Raw genomic sequence first — 20673 nt, forward strand, 5'->3', positions numbered from 1 at the left:
ATGGGATTTGTAAGACGCGTAATATCGAGCGCGCTGGACTTGGCGAATCTGGCGAAGCATAACGCTAACTTTGCGGATATCGAAACGGACTTAACGGATCATCGCGGGCGGATTGCGACGGTGGAAACGGAACAGACAGCGCAGAGTGACCGTATTGACAATATCGTAGCGAGCGGCGGTGAGAGTAACGTCGAAATTGTGGATGCGCGTGAGGATTACGGGACGCTGCGTGAGCGGTTGGATACGGAGCATGGCGTGGTTACTGCGCAGTTGGCGGCAAAGGCGGCGCAGGAAGATTTGATATACGCTGTGACTAGAAAGCCCTATCTCGTGGTTATAGGTGATAGCACGGCGAAGGGTGGGACCAACGGCGCGAGCATGGCAATGTGGTTAAGCATGATGCTGAAACGCGAGATTATAAATAACGCGGTATGGGGTAGCTGGGTAGTGGATGTGCGAAACAGATTAAAGGAAGACGTACTCGACCTACATCCAGAATACTGCCTCATGCTCATGGGAACCAATCCTATTCATGGTGGAGAGTCGCGCGATATCACTCTAGGACATTATGAGTATATCTTAGACACACTCATTACCAACGGAATAAAGCCGATTGTGTTGTCGGTATTGCCGCGCGGAGACTTTCCCGGTGATAATGCAGCTATACGAATTTTTAACTCATGCCTGCTTCATATGTGCCAAGAAAAAAGCATCCGGTTCGTTGATATGTACAACACTTTGGCGAAAGAGGACGGTACTCCGCTGGATTATGTACTTCACAATGCCGACAATCTTCACTGGGCCACATATGGAGCGCTTTTGGGTGCGCGAGAAGTAGCTAAATGCTTTGAGGTTCCTACTCAAAATAATATTGACTATCCGTTTAACCTCTTTAAAGGTGAATACCCGATCCTTGAAAACGGCATCTTTACGCTAGACACGAATGCTGACGGTCTGGCTAACAGTTGGACAGCGGTAGACACTTCCCATACTACGTTCAGTCTTATAGATAACCCTTCCGGCGGTAAGCGGCAAGTCATTACAAAAACTTCTACTACGGTTGGAACGAGTGGTATCTACCAAACTATCGGAGCTTTGACAGAAAACGCAACATATCGCTTCCAATGCGGCTTAGAATTTACGTTGACCGACCGGACAGACGGCGGCGCCAACAACGCTAACGTCGCGGCAACGTTTGAGTTTTTCAATTCAGGCGGGACATCAATCGGTAGCATTATCGTTGACGAAATTTGGTACGCTACAGGAATCCCATTCGTTAAGATATATAAGGATTTTAGCCCACCAGCAGGCACGTCGACCACCAGATTCACGGTGAGAGGTAACGCGACCTCGCCATTTGAATTGAAAATTGATACCGCCTATATAAATGTAATTCGTTGAACCAACGAGCAGCATTGCCTGACAGTAAAAGCTACAAATTTTAAGTTTTATTTTACACTAGAGGAAAAATATGTAGGTATATCCCACCTTTGATATGTTAAGCTATGTTTATACTTCAAAAGGTGGGAAATTATATGAAAAAGATAAAAATTATCTTAACTCTGTCTTTGGTTACAAACATCTTTATGGCTTGTGTCGTTCTGTTGATCACTTACAAGGTTGGCGGGGTTAATTTTGTGCTGTCAAAGCTGGAGGATAAGGCATTGAAATATTCGGATAACCCCTACTATATTGAGAGAGAAAATATCTACGAAAGTACGATATTACCGCAGAATAAAACAATATTTTTAGGGGACAGTATCACTAACAGAGGATTGTGGGATGAATGGTTTCCAAATTCCGGTACTATTAATAGAGGTATTAATAGTGATACAACCGAAGGGATCAAGAGTAGGTTAAACAGTGTTATCGAGGCAAAGCCTAGTAAAGTTTTCATTATGGCAGGGATAAATGATCTATACGAAAAGAGGTCGATAAAGAAAATTGTTTCGAACTATTCTGAAATCATGAAATCATTTAAAACAAGTTCTCCAGATACTAAAGTGTATATCCAAAGCGTTTTGCCAGTTAACAACGAAATGTATGGAGATGCTATACATAACACGGATGTAGTTAGTCTTAATACTAAACTGAAAGAAACTGCTAGCAAATTTGGATATGAGTACGTCGATGTTTACTCGGAGCTTTCAGAACAAAATCAATTATTAAAAACATTGACAATAGAAGGCATACACTTGAACGGTGAGGGGTATAAACTTTGGAGAAAAGTACTTGAAAAGTATCTTTGATAATATCAATAATTAAATTGCGTGATGCTCGGGATTCCATACTGTGCACCAACTCGCATTGCTCACGCAAGCCCCACGCTCCCACGCGCGGGGCTCTTTGTGCTGCGCAATTATTCCGTTTTCACACGAAAGGAGGACGCTACCATCTCAACGCTACTCTCGCTTGACCGCCATCTCACGCCAATCGGAGCGCTCGTCTCCGCAGACGACGTTACGCGCACACGCCGTATCAACGCCGACTACACGCTCGCTTTCACCGTCCCGTTATCGTCCGCAGATTACCGCGATAAGCTGCCGCTAAAAGGCCACGTACAGGACGAGCGCGGTCAATATTACGTAATCAACAAGCGCCAGCGCAACCGCGACGGCCGCAAGCTAACCGCGCAGATATCGTGCACTCACGTCATGTATAAACTCGCGGATTATAAATTTCCCTACGCGTCATATATCGCGGAGGGCTACGGTAAACACATAACGGAATTAACAGCGCTCATCTCGGCGGCTACGGGTGGGCGCTTTACTATTTCCGTCGACGACACGTTCGATCTCGCGGACGTCAAAGAGTTCGGCGGCGGTAACTGTCTCGAAGCGCTTAACGCGGTAATCAATCTCTACGGCGCGGAGGTCGATCCGGATAATTTCGTTATTCACCTGCGCAAAAAGATCGGCGATGTTAACTCCGCGCTGCAGTACCGCATCGGCAAGAATATCGTAAGTTCGTCCGCAAGCGACGATACGTCTTCGCTGTGCACGCGGTTGTTTGCGGAAATGAAAGACTCGCGCACATGGATCGGGCAGCCAGCGTCGATACTTACGGCGGACGAACGCGCGCGGCTCTTAGCGGCGGACCCGAACGCAATCACTGACGGCATTATCCGCGTCAACTATCTCGTATCTCCGTATGCTGCTGCGTGGGCCAGCGCAAGCGTTCCGTACTATGACGATCTGCTGACGGAGCAGGACGTTACCGATCCCGTTAAGCTATTGGAGGCCGCGCGCTTACGATTGGCCGAACGCGAAGTCCCGGCGCTTGAGGTCAGGGTATCGGCTGCGGACTTATACAAGCTCGACAGTACGGAGCCGCGACCGGGCCTCGGCGATACCGTTACGCTGGTTGATCCGGATATGGACCTCGCGCATGTCAACGCAAGGATCACGGAGTTGACCGAGTATCCGTATACACGCAACAAGCACACACAAGGAACGATCGCTAACGTCCAGCGGCGAGATTATGCGCAGATCATAGCGGACCTAGAATCAACGCGGCGTGCGATCGACAACGTATTTAGTGGCGGAAGAATCCGGGCAGAAGCGTTCGAGGCATTCGCGGCGGCTGCGGTTAAGGAGATCAACGCAAGTAAGACGGAGGTTAAATACGATACGCGCGGGATCGTGCTGCAGTCTACGATTGATCCGGACGACCTCGTAGTCCATACGTCTAACGGCATCATTCTATCTACGGACGGCGGAGTGACAGCGCGGACCGCTATTACAGCGACCGGTATCGTGGCGGAGACAATCGTAGGACAACTCGGTAACTTCGTAAGCATGGTAATCGGCGCAGACAATAACGTAGTTAAGATTAATACGCACGGAATCAGCGCCGGCCATGCGGACTTTAACAGCGCTCCGTTTCGCTTGGATATGGCAGGCAACTTGGTCGCGAATAGTCTGACCGCTAACTCTGCGAAGATACTGACGTCGCGGTTTACGGACGGGGAGATTATCGGCTCGTCGATTAACGTAGGTAGCGGAAAGTTTACGGTAAGTGCCGGCGGAGACGTTTACGCAGAGGGCGGCATATTCGCGGGCGGAACGATTACGGGCGCTAAGATACAAACGTCAGACTCCGTATATCCGCGCGTAGTAATCGATCCGACAAGCGTGGCGTTTGGCGTATATGCTGACGCTAATAACGGTATTCAGATACCGGCGTATGAAGGAGGGGTAAGTAAGATTATTTTTACTGCGGACGGGAATCAGTCTACTATTTATAACTCGCCGGGAATTGGTATGGCTATCGCGGCGTTTGGAAACGCGACACTATCGGGGACAAATATTGACCTCCAACCCGGAGCCGGACGAGTACGGGTACCTTCATGGGGAGATTTTTACAGTACCGCAGATAATGTTACACTCCGCGATGAGTTAAACGCGATATGGTTAGCAATAGGAGCGTAAGCTAACCTATATTAGTGTATCAAACAAGGTGAAACGTTTACGACATCATTTGCGTAGTGGTACAATAAGGAAAATACCATTACGGGGGTTAATCTATGAAAAAATTCGTATCCGGTTTAATAGTTGGGGTATTGCTGTTTGCGGGTGCTTCTGCGTTTGCAGATTCGTCGAGTCTGATCGGACAAAAAGTTCAGGGCTTGTTTTCAATAGAGAGAAACGGAACAAAGGTCGCTGACGCCGTGGTAATCAATGGCTCTACTTATGCGCCTGTGAGAGCTATAGCGGAAGCGACCGGGTCAAAACTGACCGTAGAGGGGAAGAAGATTATTATGGCAGAACGATCGGATGCTGCGCCAGCAGTCGGAGAAACAACACAGGTGGAGCCTGTAGCTCTGGAGGCAGAACGAGAAAAACTGAAAGCCGAAATAGAGAAAAAGACAAAAGGAATTGAGGAGTTCCAAAAGAGCCAAATTGATTTTTGGGATGTCTTGATTGCTGAGAATCCAAACTCAACAACAATACCGCAATGGAAAGCGGCTAAAGAAAAGTACTCCGTGATGCTAGAGCAACTAAAAACAGAGCTCGCCACACTCCAAACGAAACTAACCGAAATTGACGCTAAGCTCGCGGCATCATCGAAATAAAATACGCACAAATAACGAAGAGTCTCGCCATTCCCGGCGGGGCTCTTTTTACGTAAAGGAGACGTTATATGAAAGCACGCGCATTACTCGAATTAACGGTCGATCTCGCTAATCCAGCCGCTGAACTTACGGACGCCATCAGCGCAGTCCTCGGATCAATCGCGCCGGCTCAACGCAAATCAGTCCTCCGCAGTCTCGACGAAGCGGTCGGCGTTGCCCTCGCGTCATTAGCGGATGAAACGGAGGCGGCTGCGTAAATGGACGTATTATGGGCGGAAGTCGCTAAGAACGGAATATTCGCGCTGGCCGCTGCGGTCGTTGCCTACGCGTTCTGGAAGCAGATGCAGCGGATATCAGACGAAGCAAAGGCGCGCGAGGAACGGATTAGCGCGGAGGCTAAAGTCGAGCGTGACCGCATGCACAGCGAAGCACTGGCGCGGGAGGATCGCCTCATGAATCTAGCGGAAGGCTTAACGCAGCGTTTCGAGGCGCTCGCGGGTCAGTACGAGAGCCTGGCGCTCGATGTACACGATATCAAATCGAATTTGAACGGAAAGGATGCGGCATAATGGCGCTAACAATCGAACAGGTACGGAGCAAGTCCGCTGCTAAATTGAGCGGGCTTCTTCCGTGTGTAAAAGCGGCGACTGAGGCGTTAATCGACCGGTCGTTTGCGGCGGGCATTCCGATCGTGATTACGCAGGGGCTGCGGACAATTGCGGAACAGGACGCGCTTTACGCACAGGGCCGTTCGAAGCCGGGCAACGTAGTCACAAATGCGCGCGGAGGATATTCGAATCATAACTTCGGCGTTGCGATTGATTTCGCGTTGCTGACGAATGACGGACGCTCGGTTTCGTGGGATACGAAGCTGGACGGTAATCGCGATGGTAGGGCGGACTGGAACGAGGTGGTTGCGCTAGCGAAGGCGCTCGGCTTTACGTGGGGCGGCGATTGGAAAACGTTCCTCGACATGCCGCATTTCGAAATGACATTCGGAATCAAAACCGCGCAGTATCGCGCAGGCAAGCAGCCGACACAGGCGCAGACAGACGCGGTATTAACGCTGATAGCGAAATTAAACGAGGGGGACGACGAAGTGAAAGTCGATAAGGCGAACGTAGTCATTAACGGATGCAAGGCGAAGGACGGCGTAATCATAGACGGATCGGTTTACGTACCATTGCGTGAGGTTGCGGAAAAGCTGGGCGCGGTCATTGCGTGGGATAACGTAAGTAAGACGGCGGTAGTTAAAACGAAAGGTGGCGCAGTATAATGAAGAAGATCGATTGGGCAGCGAAATTATCCTCGCGTAAGTTTTGGGCGTTGTTGGCGGCGCTGGCTACGTCAGTACTAACGGCGGCTGGTGCGGGAGAAAGCGTAGCGCTACAAGTAACCGGCGTGATTGGCGCGGTCGGCGCGTGCGTGGCGTACATGCTGGCGGAGGGTCTTTCTGACGCAGCGAACAAAGTGAGCGGAGACCTTGCGGACGGAGCGAAAAAGGGAAGCGGAGATAAGACGGAAGAGTAACGAAAAATGGGCGCAGGCTAACGGAGATTGATTCCGCGAGTCTGCGCCCATTTTTGCGTTTTAACAGCGATGCGCTCAGCGCATATCTGATTGATAAACGTCAGCAGCCAAAAAACCGCGCTGCATCAACGTTTCCTAGCCTCCGAAAAATATTTTCGCAGATATGCGCACAAAAAGCTTGCAGCGATGCGCTCCCATGTGATATATTATTTGAGCGGGAAGAAAACGAGCGGGTTGATAAAACGCTGGAAAACGTTGATGTAGCGCGGTTTGTATGCTGACTGACCGTTGACAGAACGGGGTAATTTACGGGGCCATAGCTCAGCTGGGAGAGCGCATCGCTGGCAGCGATGAGGTCAGGGGTTCGATCCCCCTTGGCTCCACCAAATTTCATATGGACTCTTAGCTCAGTTGGTAGAGCAGTAGACTCTTAATCTATTTGTCCAGGGTTCGAGCCCCTGAGAGTCCATCCTAAAGAACGGCAGAAATGCCGTTTTTTTGCTTTTTCGGGAAGCGGGAGGATGAAGCTCCCATTTCTTCTTAGAATAGAACGCTCATTATTTCACAAAACGTTTGTTTAATGAACAGTTGGGACAATCCATTTTTCATACCACTTGTGTCTTTCAACTTTCATATGTGAGGATTCCAAATTATATTTTCTTCACCCTCCTTAATAGCTTGTTGATAATAATTAACTTTTTTTCGTAGCAATATAATTTGTTGTGTGACTTCTTGAAGGTAATCTTCTGCCAATAATTGTTGATCTCTTATGATGTTATATCGTTCTTCCACGGTATCTGATCCCTGTTCGCATAAATCGATGTATTGTTTGATATTCTCAAGCGACATACCTGTCATGCGCAGTGCTTTGACGATTTCAACATATTCCACGTCCTTTGAGGAAAAAAGACGTACATTCTGATGATTTCTGATTATATTTGGAAACAGCTCTTTTTTAGCATAGAACCTGACAGTATGGGGAGATAACCCTGTAAAATTTGCTACCTCATTAATGGTGTACATGATATGCTCCTTTCTCTTGACTGAGAGTAACTCTCAGGTTGTATATTTATTATAACTTATAAATGCTTGATAGAGAAAGGATAATGATTGGTGGAAAATAAGGTATGGTTTGTTACGGGAGCTTCGACTGGACTAGGGAAAGCCATAGTTTTAGAGCTAATAGCTAAAAAGTGCAAAGTAGTAGCAACATCGCGTAATCCGCTAGACATAGAACATTACCTGCCTGGCGCTCAGGAGAATGACAATCTTTTGGTTTTACCGTTAGACGTCACAAACAGTCAGCACATTAAAAGTGTTGTTGAAGCAACCAAGCAAAAGTTTGGCGGAATTGATGTTCTTGTTAATAACGCAGGTTATGCCTACTTCTCACCTGTTGAAAATGCTGATGATGAGCAAATTGAAAATATGTTTGCTGTTAATTTCTGGGGAGTCAAGCACATGATAGATCATGTGCTACCAATGATGAGAGAGCAAAAGAGCGGAACTATTTTAAATATATCTTCTTTAGGCGGTTTACGTGCATTTGCAGGTTTCGGATACTATCATGCCACTAAGTTCGCTTTAGAAGGCTTTTCCGAAAGTTTAAGTCAAGAAGTTAAGCCTCTAGGAATTAATATTTCCTTGGTAGAACCAGGCGATTTTAACACGGATTTTGCAAGCAGATCTGCAACTGAAAATGTAAATATTATAGAAGCATATCAAGCAACGGCAGGTGAAAATATCAAAAACCTTAGAGAATTATCTGGACACCAGCCGGGAGACCCTAACAAAGCTGCCAAGGTAATATATGATCTGGTGAATCGTGGTGATGTTCCTTTGCGAATTCTTTTAGGGAGTGATGCCTATCAGCGGGCAATGGAAAAGTTAACGGGTATGCAAAAATTATTTTCGACCTACCATGATATAACAATTAGCACCGATTATTAAAAGTAATGGGGGGAGTTCCTAAAGCCATGAATGGCTGGTTGGGATGCCCTCGTTTTTTGAACAGGTAGACGTGAGCGCTTGGTGTGGACACTCCGTGAACGGGACCGGTGTTCCAATCGCTGACATGAACGAGACTGTCAAACGCAATTGTAGCACCTTCGTTTTTCCCCATTTCTAGTGGTTGCAACGAATTTTAGATATTTAGAAGATACTGCAACGGGTTCTGCGAACCTACAAACCGCCTTATGATGGAAAGCATGTAATCCATAAGGCGGTCTTTGTCTTGTCTTGAGATTGTTGCGGGTTCGCTCTGAGGAAGGATAATTAGTCATCAGAAGGATCGGCTTTGAAGCCGGGCATCCAAGACGACGGTCTGCTCTTGTGCAGAGAAGTTAGTGACTACAATCAATAACTTCGTACCGTTTACGCAGCCGGAAATTCACAGTAGTAGTACCATGAACATTACAACAGCTTGGCTTAAAAACGGCCTCCATCTTTCAAAATGACGCCGTGGAGCGAATTCCAGAATATAGGGACATCGGATTCGGTGTTGTCAGTATGGCGCATGCTTCCTCGTTGAGCTTGTGGAGATTTTCAGTATTTTGCATGCGAGCTTCTTGGTAGGTTTTCAACTTTCGTGTGTTCGTATTGTAGGAGGCATCTTAGCAGGAAATGTATACAGTTGATCCTTAACTTGTCTATAAAACGACGGAGGTTCAAAAATCATATTGACTTTCTGAAATGGAGTGGATACAATGATACCAAAAGGAAACACCGTTACCGTAAATACACTTAACTTAACTTTTAAAAAAATCGAAAAATACTTCTGAGTTCTGGTAACGGTGTTTCTGAATTATAACATAGTATTTAAAAGGAGAGCACCACTATGACAAATAAGGGGATATGAATCGGGGTAATCAATCTGATCTTGCAGGGAGGACAATATAATGAAAGCTATACAACTGACAAACGGCTTCGGCTTTGAGGAATTAACCATGACGGAACTCGACAAACCAACGCCAGGCCCTAAGGAGGTGCTGATCCGCATGAGGGCGGCTTCTCTCAATTATCGGGATCTAGTGGTCCTCGGCGGATTAATGCCGATCGTAGTTAAATTCCCCTTCATTCCATTATCAGACGGAGCGGGAGAAATTGTAGCCATTGGACAAGGCGTAACTAGATTTCAGGTCGGACAACGAGTAGCAGGTAATTTTCAACAGCGTTTCATTGGCGGCAGCCCAAGACCAGGGGTGTTAGAAGAAAGCCTGGGAGGTCCGTTGAATGGAGTAGCGGCCGAGTATGTCGTTCTACATGAAGACGGAGTCGTTCCTATTCCCGATCACCTCACTTATGAGGAGGCCTCCACCCTGCCGATCGCGGCATTAACCGCATGGAGTATGCTAATCGAATACGGTGGTTTGCAAGCGGGTGATACTGTGCTGCTGCAAGGAACAGGCGGTGTCTCCATCTTCGGTCTTCAATTCTCGCTTATGACCGGAGCACGAGTCATCATCACGTCGAGCAGCAACGACAAGCTGGAACGAGCAAAAGCTCTTGGCGCATGGCAAACGATCAACTATTCGGAGGTTCCTGATTGGGATAAGGCAGCGTTAGAGCTGACTGGCGGCGTCGACCATGTTCTGGATGTTGGAGGAGCGGCAACGATGGGGAAATCCATAAATGCACTTCGCACTGGAGGGACCGTGAGTATGGTCGGGTTCTTATCGGGCTTGACCATTCCGGAATACGATGTCTCCAGCATCTTGCACAAAGCCGCAACGGTTCGCGGCAGTCAAGTCGGCAACCGGGATCACTTTGAAAAGATGAATCGGGCGATTGCCCATCATCGTTTACATCCCGTCATCGACCGTGTATTCCCTCTAGAACGAATTGGAGAAGCTATCGCGCTCTTGGCTGAGGGAAAGCAATATTTTGGTAAAATCGTAGTCCAAATCTAAAATCTCTCAAAAATGATACAGGAGGCGCTCTAATGCCCAATAAACCAGTTAACTCCGTTAAATCTACTGAAAGCGTGAATCGTCCTAAACGCTCACTGCGTGCTAGGATATCCAGATGGGTTCTATCACTGCTCGCGGTGCTCGTTGTAGGATTACTTGTTTTCTTACTTTATCCTTCACCGGTCAAACCGGCAAAATGGTCCGCACCGACGGCTCCCTCTTTTGAGGAAGCGGGTCCGTGGCAACAGAACAACAAACTCAGTTCGGCTCAGCTAGTTACTGATGCCCCTCAATTCCCGGAATTCATTACATTCGATAAAGAAGGCCAGCTATATACAGGAGATTCAGACGGGAAAATTTACAGGGTTCCTTTCGATGCAGAGGGAAATCCGCAAAAAGCCCAACTGTTTGCAGACACCCAAGGAACGCCTAATGGGCTTAAATTCGATGCCAAAGGCGATTTGATCGTTACGGATGTCCAGAGGGGACTGCTGTCTATAAACCCATCCGGGAGCATAGAGGTATTGGCCGATCAAGTGGACGGCAAGCCGATCTATTTAGCTAATGAGCTTGATATTGCCAAGGACGGCTCCATTTATTTCTCCGATACTTCTAATTATGGTAAAGTGACCTTCAAGGAAATGGCCGAGAACAAGCCGCATGGACGTTTGCTGAAGTACGATCCAATGACCAAGAAGACGAGCGTCCTGTTAGAAGGCTTCTATTTTGCAAACGGGGTTGCCTTGTCTGCGGATGAAGATTTTGTGCTTGTGGCAGAATCGTATCATTATCAGTTGACCAGATACTGGCTCAAAGGACCGAAGGAGGGCACATCTGATATTTTCGCAGACAATCTCGCAGGCTTTCCAGACAACATTACGCGTGATGACCAAGGTCATTTCTGGGTCGGTATCTTCACGACTCGCCTTTCTTTTGTAGATCAGATGCATAGCAAACCTTGGCTGGCCAGTACCATGGCCAAAGTGCCGCAGTCGCTGCTTAACGGTGCAAGCGCACCAGTGAAGCATGGGCTTGCTGCGGAGTTCAGTCCGCAGGGAGAACTTATCGGAAGCTGGCATGATCCGGAAGGCAAACTGTATGGTGTAACTACGGCTGCAAGCCATAATGGTTATTTATATATTGGAACGGCACCTGGAGGCAGCAAGGGTGTTCATCGTGTGCTTTTAACAAAATAAGATTGGAATCTGGGAGGGTGCAAAATGAATCTGGATGATTTGGAGCTATCTTGGAATGAGAAGGAGAGTCTGACCGGTAAAGTGGCCTTGGTGACAGGCGCCAGCAGCGGAATCGGGGCATCGATCGCCAGGAAACTGGTAAAACGCGGCGCCCATGTGACTGTAGTGGCACGTCGGCAGGATCGATTGGATGAGCTGGTTCAGGAATTGCATAAAGAGGGATTATACGAGGTTATGGCGGTACCTGCTGATATTCAAAAGGCTGAAGAAGTACAGCATGTGGTCAATGAAACGATTAACCGCTGGGGCCGTCTCGATATTATAGTTGCCAATGCCGGATTCGGGTATCGAAGTCCATTGGTAGAAGTGGATCTGGAAAGATGGGAGGAGCTGTACAAGACGAATGTACACGGTCTAATGTTGACGCTGCACTACGGTCTTCCGCCAATGCTGGATCAGGGGAAGGGAGATGTCATCATCATCTCCTCCATTGCAGGCAAGGAAGTGATTGCCGGAGGAGGTCCATACAGCGCTACCAAATACGGCGTTAACGCCATAGCGTCTGCATTACGTTTGGAGACAATCGATCAGGGAATTCGCGTTACGACGATTCTGCCCGGGGCGGTGGCAACGGAGTTTTCTCAGGTGGCCGGGTATTCCGAGGATGAAATACGGGCGTTTGCTTCGAAAGTTCTGCCGTTACATCCCGATGATGTTGCAGAGGCGGCACTTTATGCATTGGAGCAGCCTGAGCATGTCAGCATTCCGGAACTAACCATTATGCCTTCAAGGCAAGCCCAGCGGTTCAAATAAAACGATGTCCAAATAGTAATAAAAGATCCGTGCCAAATTTGGCAACGGATCTTTATTTTTCCTGGAGCAAGAGCTAACCCTTTTAGGGGGGGGCGGTCCGCACGCACGTAGCAATTGATATGGGGGTAAAATAACCAATTGTTGTATGGAATATACTAAATACTACAGCGCAAGCATCATTAAGTTAATGAACGTATGTCGTAATATTATATATAATTTGTCGTATTTTCCTATTAAAAAAAGCGACTCAGATATGTTACCTTATAGTGGGATGTCAGAATACTATATGTTGGAGGTTATAGCAAATGAGCATTGGCATTGGTCTAGTCAGCTTTTGGCATGTACATGCTTGGGACTATGTTAAGCAAGCGCAGGCGCATGAGGATACGTTTATCGCTGCAGTATGGGACGAAGACGTGATAAGAGGACAAGAAGCGGCTGCAACGTTGAAGGTGCCTTACTTCGAGTCTCTCGATGATATGTTGGCTCAGGAAGATGTTAACGCTGTCATCGTGGATGCGCCGACAAACATTCATAAGGATGTAATAGTGGCCGCCGCCAAAGCAGGCAAACATATCTTTACCGAGAAGGTTATCGCTCCGACAGTGCAGGAAGTTGATGATATTATTACCGAGGTAAATCGGAATCAAGTGAAAATTACCGTATCCTTGCCGCGATTGAACGACGGATACACTTTGTCCATTATGGAGTTGATTAGCGGGGGGCTACTGGGGGAGATAACGTATGTCAGAGTTCGCTTATCCCACAATGGGGCCATTGCCGGCTGGCTGCCTGAGCACTTTTATAATAAGGAACAATGCTCAGGGGGTGCTTTGATCGACTTGGGATGCCATCCTATGTATTTAACCCGCCTATTTTTAGGTCAGGATGTGACCGGTGTAAGTGCCAATTTTGGATATATCACAGGGAAAGACGTGGAGGACAATGCAGTAGCAACCCTGTTTACTACTTCGGGGGCGATCGGTGTGGTGGAGGCCGGATTTGTGAACAGCCATTCGCCGTTTACCATCGAGGTTCACGGAACAGAAGGAACTCTGCTCTTCGGAACGCCGGAGGATAAATTACTTCTTAAGACAAATAAACCTGAGGGTACCCCGAATAGCTGGACGGAGATTCCAATAAAAGATAATCACGACAGTGCTTTTCATCAATGGGTCAATCATATACAGAGTGATACTTTTGCTGATATTAATGTTCAGACTGCCATAGAACTGACCAGATTAATGGAAGCTGCAAATCGCTCGGCAAAAGAAGGACGGGTCATCCCGTTAGCAGATGTAAACGCATGATCTACCAAACGATGTCTCAAAAGTCAGATTTGCTGGAGAGACTCGATATTACAGTTCAATGGGGACATTATGAGATTGTTGTACTCAGGTTCCATTTAACCTCATTCCCGGCCGGAAAAATCATAGATTTCCATAATCATGCAGAGTTTGAGTTTCACTTTATTCCTAAAGGTAAAGGGAAAGTGATTCTCGCTGAGCAGGAGTACCCATTATCACAGGGTATGCTGTATTTAACGGGGCCGGGTGTGATGCATTACCAGGAGGCTGACCAGGAAGAAGCCATGGACGAACTTTGCCTCCATATTGATATTAGACAGAAAAGCAGAGCAGAAGTGGATCCGTGGGAGGTAGCAGAAGCGGAGGAATGTATCGACAAACTGCGGAAACTCCCCCTCATTCCGATCCATGACCGGCATCATGCCATGAATTGCTTTCTGGAAGCCTATGAAGCTTGTGAGGATAAGTTCACCGGATATTATACAGCCATCAAACAGTTTGTAATCAGTATTTTGTTAAAAACAGCAAGAGCGTATGATCCGGAAGGGGTTAGAGCGGAAGCGCCGGTGCGGGATATGCTGACCTACAGATATGAATACGCCATTCAGTATATCAGGGCTAATTATTCCGGGGCTGTCACGCTGGACAATGTTGCAGAAAAGCTGAATATCAGCTCCAGACAGCTGCAGCGGATTTTTAATAAGGTCAATCCTGATCAATCCTTCTCCCAGATTCTTGAGAATATCCGTTTGGAAGGTGTCTGCCGCAAGCTTTCGGAGGGCAACCAGCCGATTGAACAGATTGCTCAGTCTGAAGGTTTTACGAATGCCAACTATTTGCATAATGTTTTTCGCAAGCGGTTAGGAATAACTCCCGCGACCTATAGAAACGGGAAACATACGATAAAGTGAGGATGATAGATATGAGTAAAGTGTATCGGTTAGGCATAATCGGGTGTGGTGGAATCGCGAGCGGGAAGCACCTGCCAAGTTTAAGCAAGCTGAACAATATTGAAATGGTTGCGTTTTGTGATATCGTTCAGGAGCGGGCTGAAGCAGCAGCACAACAATATGGAAGCAAAGACGCAAAAGTCTACACGAATTATCAAACATTACTTAAAGATGGCACACTTGATATTATTCATGTGCTTACTCCCAATGAGTCTCATGCGGAAATCTCTGTCGCTGCGCTGGAAGCCGGCAAGCATGTCATGTGTGAGAAGCCGATGGCCAAGACGGCAGCAGAAGCCAAAAGAATGGTTGATGCAGCCAAGCGAACAGGGAAAAAACTAACGGTAGGCTATAACAACCGCTTCAGAGAGGATAGTCTATTTCTGAAAAAGCTCTGCGAAGCAGGACAATTAGGCCATATTTATTACGCCAAGGCGCACGCCATCAGAAGAAGAGCAGTACCTACCTGGGGCGTTTTTCTTGATGAGGAGAAGCAGGGTGGAGGACCGCTCATCGATATAGGAACCCATGCACTTGATCTGACCTTATGGATGATGGACAATTACCAGCCCAAAGTCGTCTTGGGAACCAAATATCATGAGCTGTCCCAACGGGAAAATGCTGCAAATGCCTGGGGACCCTGGGATCCCGCCAAATTTAAAGTGGAGGATTCGGCGTTTGGAATGATTGTTATGGAGAATGGTGCAACGATCATGCTGGAATCCAGCTGGGCCCTGAATTCGCTGGAGGTTGATGAGGCAAAATGCAGCTTGAGCGGAACGGAAGCCGGCGCGGATATGAAAGAGGGCCTGCGGATTAACGGAGAACAGCATGGCCGCTTATATAAAAATGAGATTGAGCTGAACGCAGGTGGAGTAGCATTCTATGATGGCACAAAGGAAAGTGCGCCTGACCTGGAGATGAGAAAGTGGATTGAAGCGGTTGATCAGGATAAGGAACCGGTTGTAAGACCTGAGCAGGCATATGTAGTTTCCTTGATTTTGGAAGCACTTTATGAATCCGCGCGCACAGGGAAAGCCGTTTACTTCGATTAAAGGAGGAGTTCCCTTTATCAAATCTGAAATTCAAGCAGCCAAGATTCGGGGTACTATCCTGATGGGAACCTGACACCGCCGAGCGAATATGACATCAGGCAGGATGTGGAATTGATAAAAGCGATGGGCTTCAATGGCGCCCGTGAGCACCAGAAGCTGGAGGATCCCCGCTACCTGTACGGGTGCGACCGCCTGGGCCTGCTGGGGAGTGAAGCAGTGAATGCTTATGAGTACTCTGAAGCATTGTCCGCCGATTCATAGTCTTTCGTTAACGTTCATTCCTTCCGATAAACGGGAGGAATGAACGTATTTATAACCGTATAGATTTCTCTCCAACGATTCCGAATGTCGCTATTTGCTACCGGCTTCCCATCTTAGATTCCAGTTATAATGCTGATCCAATTCCTGGTGCCCGCCGAAATATTCTACGAGTCTCTCCACGCTGAATGTATCATCATTCTGATTACGAATCATGGCGATGGCACACATACCCTTATTGTTGTTATGCTCATCCAGCCGGACCTCGATCTCCGGTCCGCTCTGCTGCTTGATGGTTACAACAGCGTCAGCCTCCGACCAGTTCGTGATTCCCTCATAGATGAAAGCAAAGATAACAATTCTGCTGATTTCGGAAAGATAATGGCCATTAATCCGCAGATTCTCGCCCGTGGCAATGGATCCGGTGCGGTCATCCCCGTCTAGGGAGATATAAGGTGGTCTGTTCAAGCTTCCGAAGGATTCACCGAGTGCTTGGACAGAGCCTTTAATGCCATTTTTTAATTCAAACAGACAACCAAGGTCAAGGTCGATGCCTTTACTTCCGAACCAGCCCGATGCTTTTTTTTGATACCAGTTGAGATTGATCAGTATCTCGCCCAGGGATTCAGTCCCTTTCTGGAGATTGATCATCTCACCGCGTTTCTTAAGCAAGATAGTATTGAGATCTAGAGGAGGGGCTGGAGGTGATGCTGGTGAAGAGGGGGGCAAATTGCCCGCCTTAGGGCGTGACCGCAGCTCTGGGAGAGAAAAGGGTGACTGCTGCGATTGAATTACTGGGCTAGAGGGTAGAACTGACGGCACTATGTTATTAACCTGTATTCCATAACTTTCGCATAAGGCAGCTAAACCTCCTGCATATCCGGAACCCACAGCGCTGAATTTCCATTCATTATTGAATCTATAGATTTCTCCGGCGACAATGGCGGTCTCTACAGAAAAAGCTTTACCTAGCCTGTAGCGGATAAGCTCCGTTCCATCAGCGGCGTTGATAATCCGTAAATATGCATCGTCCAGTAGCGAGAAGTTTTGCTGCCGCTTTTCACCCTCATAAATCGTTAGCGCAAATGCAACCCGTTCGTAGTCCGTAGGAATTTGCCGGAGCTCGACAGTGATTTGGGTGTTGTCGGTTAAGCCCGCGTAGGCTCTTTTATCGGACAGCAATACAGCTACGGATTGGTTCGAAGTAGAAGGGTTGCCATAAAAAATAAGATCCTCATCTTTAGAGACAGTCTGGGCCGGCGTAAGCAAAAAAGCAGAAAAATCAACCTCAACCTCAGATCTGGTATTATTCCAGCCCATTCCTACTATAATACGGGTAAGTAGAGGCTCGTCTTTCGTTAAATTGCATTTTTGTCCCTTAATCAGATCAAATGTCATTAGAATCAGCCTTTCAAAAGATTAGTAGAGCTGGATCAATACCTGAAGCAGGTTAGAATCTGCCACGTCTTCCGGCGTCGAGATTTGGACCGTTCAGACTGGATAGCTTCTCCAAGGAATGTTCGTAAATACGTACAATATCCTGCACCTTTTGGAACTCAGGATCCGAAGGACCCAAATTGTCCATGAACATACGCTGCAGGATTTCCTTATAAAACGAAATGCGGCTTCCGATAAGCCCGCACTCGTAATCAATGACCTCTTCAACCGTGTGCTGCTCAACAAATTCCATCATGTCATCGGCCGGGCTATCGTGTGATTCCCGCTCATTGCGTGCAGCAATCGGAGTGTTAACATTCTCGAGGTTAACGGTAGAACGTATATCGGAAAAGAGAATACTTTCTTTCGCCAGCATTACCTGAAAAGGCTTGTGCTTGAACAACTCTTGTACGACAAGAGCGCACATCGTCTGATTCCCCAGCAGCATACCATCAAAAGGGTGAAGAACCCATCCCCTGTCATCCCGATACAGGCTGAACGTGAAGTATTCACCTCCATATTCATATTTCAGATTGATAGCAGTCTCTGAAGTAAGCTCATATTGAAATGCATCCATTGTTCTACTTGCGCCTCCTGCTTCTTCGTTCTGTGTGATTATATTAGCATAGCAGAATATGGGGAATCTTGGGAGAGCGGATTTTCCCCTTTATTATTTACCACGCAAAGGGTATCTGGAAATCGAATATAGCGACAGATTGCCGTTGATAGTTTTTTCGGAAAAAGGGTGGGCTATAGAACGTGAAACATATGCTGAGGAGTTGCTGCTCAAGCTTGGCTCGTTGCTGGACGGGCATGACTATTCTTATGTAGAAACGCTTAAGGATCGCAATCGCGGAATGATCCTTCTATTGATTGAGAAGATCAAGGGGACAGGCAATGCCCGTTTTGTGCCACTGCTTAGAACCTGACAAGCCATAGAATATAAGAAGGTGCAGGCAGAACTTCAAAGTGCTGTACAGTATTTGCTAAAGGAAGGCCAGATATGATTTACCACCTACGACTTTCCCCCTTCGCGCCCGCCTGATCCATCCCTAAGCCCCAAACACCAGCTTCTGCGATAGGCTATCGAGTCCCTGAATTCCTTCTCCTGAACTTCGGACCCCACAGCCCTTATTTTCTCTAATTGACACATTTAGCAATGCTAGCGGACCGTGCTGCACTTATTCCCCTCCATCAGGCATGTTTCACGCGGAATGTCAGCAATTAGCTGCATCTGAGTCCGGAAGGTAGACAAAACAGTGCTTCTTGTGGAAATAAAGGCTCCTCGGTCCGTAACGATTCACCCGACTCCTTCACCATACCTTACAGTAATATGATCCAGCAGGAGTCAAACCGCTAGCCGGTCACACCTTCCGCATTCTCATAAATATTCATGACAACCTGCTGGATCGGCAGTTCCTTGACCGAAATGTCGGAGAACCGGTGCTTCCTGGAGATTTCTTCGATAAAATCGCTGATTGAAATAAGTGCCGTATCCACTTCAAGCGTAATTTGAAAGTCTGACGGGCGCTCGACCACTTTGGTGTAGGCATTGTCGAAGATGGTTTTGTGCACAGACTCCGCAAAAGTAAAACTGACCCGTTTCTTATCCCCCAGAAAAAGCTTCAGCTGCTGAAGCGATTCATCAAAAACCTTCTCCCCGTGGTTAATGACAATGACCCGGTGGGCAAGCTCCTCCACATCCTCAAGATCATGGGTGGTCAGAATACACGTCATATTATGCTTCTTGTTCATCTGGTGAATGAATTCGCGGATTTTGACCTTGGCGATCACATCAAGCCCGATGGTCGGCTCATCCAGAAACAAAACCTCCGGCCGGTGCAGCATAGCCATGACGAATTCGCATTTCATGCGTTCGCCAAGGGACAGCACTCGTGTGGGTTTTTCGATCACATGCGCAATATCCAGCATTCCCGTCAGCTCTTCCAGACGGTGTTTAAAGTCCTGATTGGCGATTCCGTAGATTGCCTTGTTCATGTTGAAGCTGTCGATAGGCGGAATATCCCAGATCAATTGGGATTTCTGACCGAATACGGCTCCGATTTTGCCGACATAACGTTTCCTGTCCCGGGCAGGCGAATAACCAAGAACTTGAATTTCACCGCTTGTGGGAAACAGCGCGCCGCAGAGCATTTTGATCGCCGTTGATTTTCCCGCCCCATTGGGACCCAGAATACCGCAGATTTCCCCCTGCCCAATGGCAAAGCTGATATCGTTGACGGCGTTGACCACGACCTCTTCGCGCTGGAAGAAGCTCTTAAAGGTCTGGCCCATACCTGCGCCCCGCTTATAGGTTTTATACGTTTTAGTTAAATGCAACACATCAATAACCGGCATCATCCGCCTACCCCCTCGTACAATCTGATCATATGCCGGTAAACCCATACTCCTGCCGCCAGAAATAAAAAGCAGGGCAGAACAGCAGCGAAATCGCTGGCATGCACCCGTCCTAGAAGAGCGGAAGCAGGGAAGAAGCCTACCATTCCCACAGGAATTATCATCGTGGCCAAAGCTTGTACAGCCTTCGGAAATATGGACAGCGGATATTTTCCAATGTGCAGCACACTGTCAGCAAGCTCGGAAATTCTCGAGTTGCCCACCCATTTGAAGGACATAGCGGCCATCATTAGAGATAATCCTGCAAGGACCGCCGTCCCTGCGATAAACATCCCGGCAAATTGGAGCCAGCAAAGGACCGGAATGGCGCCGACATGCATAGCGGAGAATATGAATAGCGAAACCCCGCCCAGAAACAGGCCAATACTTTCGGTAGAAAATGTTGTGGCAATAATAAAAAACAGCGGATTCAGCGGTTTCATAAGAATAACTTCGAAGCTTCCCTCACGGACATGCGACATTGTGGTCCAGAGAACGCCGCCGAAAATAAGGCTCGAAAGGCCGCTGGACATGGTGAATACAGACTGGATCAACAACACCTCAAACAAGCTCCAACCGGGAAAGCTGGTGCCCGCCCGGTAAATAAGCAGGGTCACCAGCGGAAACAGAATGTTGCCGACCAGGGTGATCAGACTGCTGATAATGAAATTCATACGATAGGCCACAGCCGACTGCAAAGCAGAATACATGCACTGCCTGTAAATATCCAGATACCGTTTCATGTAAA

At 47.6% G+C, this 20673-nt stretch carries 21 protein-coding genes, 2 tRNA genes and 1 pseudogene; 19 read left to right on the forward strand and 5 right to left on the reverse strand.

What is annotated here, in order from left to right:
• The 10 genes from NSS79_RS10740 (at position 1) to NSS79_RS10785 (ending at position 7073) form a co-directional block, all read left to right on the forward strand.
• Complete coding sequence (locus NSS79_RS10740; RefSeq protein ID WP_342439345.1) at positions 1-1401, forward strand: GDSL-type esterase/lipase family protein; 1401 nt, start codon at positions 1-3, stop codon at positions 1399-1401.
• Between the two features lie 134 nt (positions 1402-1535).
• Entirely contained in the window at positions 1536-2249 is a 714-nt protein-coding gene (locus tag NSS79_RS10745; protein WP_342439346.1) for a GDSL-type esterase/lipase family protein, read from the forward strand.
• Between the two features lie 99 nt (positions 2250-2348).
• Positions 2349-4430: a phage tail protein gene (locus tag NSS79_RS10750; protein ID WP_342439347.1), complete on the forward strand. Its 2082-nt coding sequence runs from the start codon at positions 2349-2351 to the stop codon at positions 4428-4430.
• Positions 4431-4525: 95 nt separating this feature from the next.
• Positions 4526-5074, forward strand: a complete 549-nt coding sequence (locus tag NSS79_RS10755; RefSeq protein WP_342439348.1) for a hypothetical protein — start codon at positions 4526-4528, stop codon at positions 5072-5074.
• Positions 5075-5142: 68 nt separating this feature from the next.
• Positions 5143-5331, forward strand: coding sequence for a hypothetical protein (locus NSS79_RS10760; RefSeq protein ID WP_342439349.1), 189 nt, complete (start codon positions 5143-5145; stop codon positions 5329-5331).
• A complete protein-coding gene (locus NSS79_RS10765) occupies positions 5332-5643 on the forward strand; it encodes a hypothetical protein (RefSeq protein ID WP_342439350.1) in 312 nt (103 codons plus the stop codon).
• On the forward strand, positions 5643-6350 hold the full coding sequence (locus NSS79_RS10770) for a M15 family metallopeptidase (protein ID WP_342439351.1): 708 nt from the start codon (positions 5643-5645) through the stop codon (positions 6348-6350). Before NSS79_RS10765 ends, NSS79_RS10770 begins: the two co-directional genes overlap by 1 nt.
• On the forward strand, positions 6350-6604 hold the full coding sequence (locus tag NSS79_RS10775; RefSeq protein ID WP_342439352.1) for a hypothetical protein: 255 nt from the start codon (positions 6350-6352) through the stop codon (positions 6602-6604). Before NSS79_RS10770 ends, NSS79_RS10775 begins: the two co-directional genes overlap by 1 nt.
• A gap of 310 nt (positions 6605-6914) precedes the next feature.
• Positions 6915-6990 (forward strand) — tRNA-Ala (locus tag NSS79_RS10780).
• A 10-nt stretch (positions 6991-7000) separates the two neighbouring features.
• Positions 7001-7073, forward strand: a tRNA-Lys gene (locus NSS79_RS10785).
• A 161-nt stretch (positions 7074-7234) separates the two neighbouring features.
• On the opposite strand, the gene NSS79_RS10790 is transcribed toward NSS79_RS10785, so the two are convergent.
• Positions 7235-7627, reverse strand: coding sequence for a MerR family transcriptional regulator (locus tag NSS79_RS10790; RefSeq protein WP_342439353.1), 393 nt, complete (start codon positions 7625-7627; stop codon positions 7235-7237).
• Positions 7628-7717: 90 nt separating this feature from the next.
• On the opposite strand from NSS79_RS10790, the gene NSS79_RS10795 reads away from it, so the two are divergent.
• The 8 genes and pseudogenes from NSS79_RS10795 to NSS79_RS10830 form a co-directional block, all read left to right on the forward strand.
• Positions 7718-8554, forward strand: coding sequence for an oxidoreductase (locus tag NSS79_RS10795; RefSeq protein ID WP_342439354.1), 837 nt, complete (start codon positions 7718-7720; stop codon positions 8552-8554).
• A 947-nt stretch (positions 8555-9501) separates the two neighbouring features.
• Positions 9502-10512: an NAD(P)-dependent alcohol dehydrogenase gene (locus tag NSS79_RS10800; protein WP_342439355.1), complete on the forward strand. Its 1011-nt coding sequence runs from the start codon at positions 9502-9504 to the stop codon at positions 10510-10512.
• A 32-nt stretch (positions 10513-10544) separates the two neighbouring features.
• Positions 10545-11708 carry an SMP-30/gluconolactonase/LRE family protein gene (locus tag NSS79_RS10805; protein WP_342439356.1) on the forward strand — a complete coding sequence of 388 codons (1164 nt, stop codon included), beginning with the start codon at positions 10545-10547 and terminating at the stop codon, positions 11706-11708.
• Positions 11709-11732: 24 nt separating this feature from the next.
• Complete coding sequence (locus NSS79_RS10810) at positions 11733-12521, forward strand: SDR family oxidoreductase (protein WP_342439357.1); 789 nt, start codon at positions 11733-11735, stop codon at positions 12519-12521.
• Positions 12522-12826: 305 nt separating this feature from the next.
• The gene (locus NSS79_RS10815) at positions 12827-13831 is read left to right on the forward strand and encodes a Gfo/Idh/MocA family oxidoreductase (RefSeq protein ID WP_342439358.1); all 1005 of its coding nucleotides are present in this window, start codon (positions 12827-12829) and stop codon (positions 13829-13831) included.
• The gene (locus tag NSS79_RS10820; RefSeq protein ID WP_342439359.1) at positions 13828-14739 is read left to right on the forward strand and encodes a helix-turn-helix domain-containing protein; all 912 of its coding nucleotides are present in this window, start codon (positions 13828-13830) and stop codon (positions 14737-14739) included. The genes NSS79_RS10815 and NSS79_RS10820 overlap by 4 nt, the downstream gene beginning before the upstream one ends.
• A gap of 11 nt (positions 14740-14750) precedes the next feature.
• Positions 14751-15833 carry a Gfo/Idh/MocA family oxidoreductase gene (locus NSS79_RS10825; RefSeq protein ID WP_342439360.1) on the forward strand — a complete coding sequence of 361 codons (1083 nt, stop codon included), beginning with the start codon at positions 14751-14753 and terminating at the stop codon, positions 15831-15833.
• 48 nt (positions 15834-15881) lie between these two features.
• Positions 15882-16073 (forward strand): annotated as a pseudogene (locus NSS79_RS10830) (glycoside hydrolase family 2); the annotation flags it as partial.
• 111 nt (positions 16074-16184) lie between these two features.
• Here the strand turns inward: NSS79_RS10830 and NSS79_RS10835 are convergent.
• Positions 16185-17489: a TerD family protein gene (locus NSS79_RS10835; protein ID WP_342439361.1), complete on the reverse strand. Its 1305-nt coding sequence runs from the start codon at positions 17487-17489 to the stop codon at positions 16185-16187.
• Positions 17490-17541: 52 nt separating this feature from the next.
• Positions 17542-18105 carry a hypothetical protein gene (locus tag NSS79_RS10840; RefSeq protein WP_342439362.1) on the reverse strand — a complete coding sequence of 188 codons (564 nt, stop codon included), beginning with the start codon at positions 18103-18105 and terminating at the stop codon, positions 17542-17544.
• Between the two features lie 58 nt (positions 18106-18163).
• Between NSS79_RS10840 and NSS79_RS10845 the strand changes: the two genes are divergently transcribed.
• The gene (locus tag NSS79_RS10845; protein ID WP_342439363.1) at positions 18164-18457 is read left to right on the forward strand and encodes a hypothetical protein; all 294 of its coding nucleotides are present in this window, start codon (positions 18164-18166) and stop codon (positions 18455-18457) included.
• A 427-nt stretch (positions 18458-18884) separates the two neighbouring features.
• Here the strand turns inward: NSS79_RS10845 and NSS79_RS10850 are convergent, their stop codons facing one another.
• Positions 18885-19889: an ATP-binding cassette domain-containing protein gene (locus tag NSS79_RS10850; protein WP_342439364.1), complete on the reverse strand. Its 1005-nt coding sequence runs from the start codon at positions 19887-19889 to the stop codon at positions 18885-18887.
• Positions 19886-20668 carry an ABC-2 family transporter protein gene (locus NSS79_RS10855; protein WP_342439365.1) on the reverse strand — a complete coding sequence of 261 codons (783 nt, stop codon included), beginning with the start codon at positions 20666-20668 and terminating at the stop codon, positions 19886-19888. Before NSS79_RS10855 ends, NSS79_RS10850 begins: the two co-directional genes overlap by 4 nt.
• Positions 20669-20673 lie beyond the last annotated feature (5 nt).

Origin of the sequence: Paenibacillus sp. FSL L8-0436 (assembly GCF_038593025.1) — a bacterium.
Lineage (GTDB): Bacteria > Bacillota > Bacilli > Paenibacillales > Paenibacillaceae > Paenibacillus_AQ.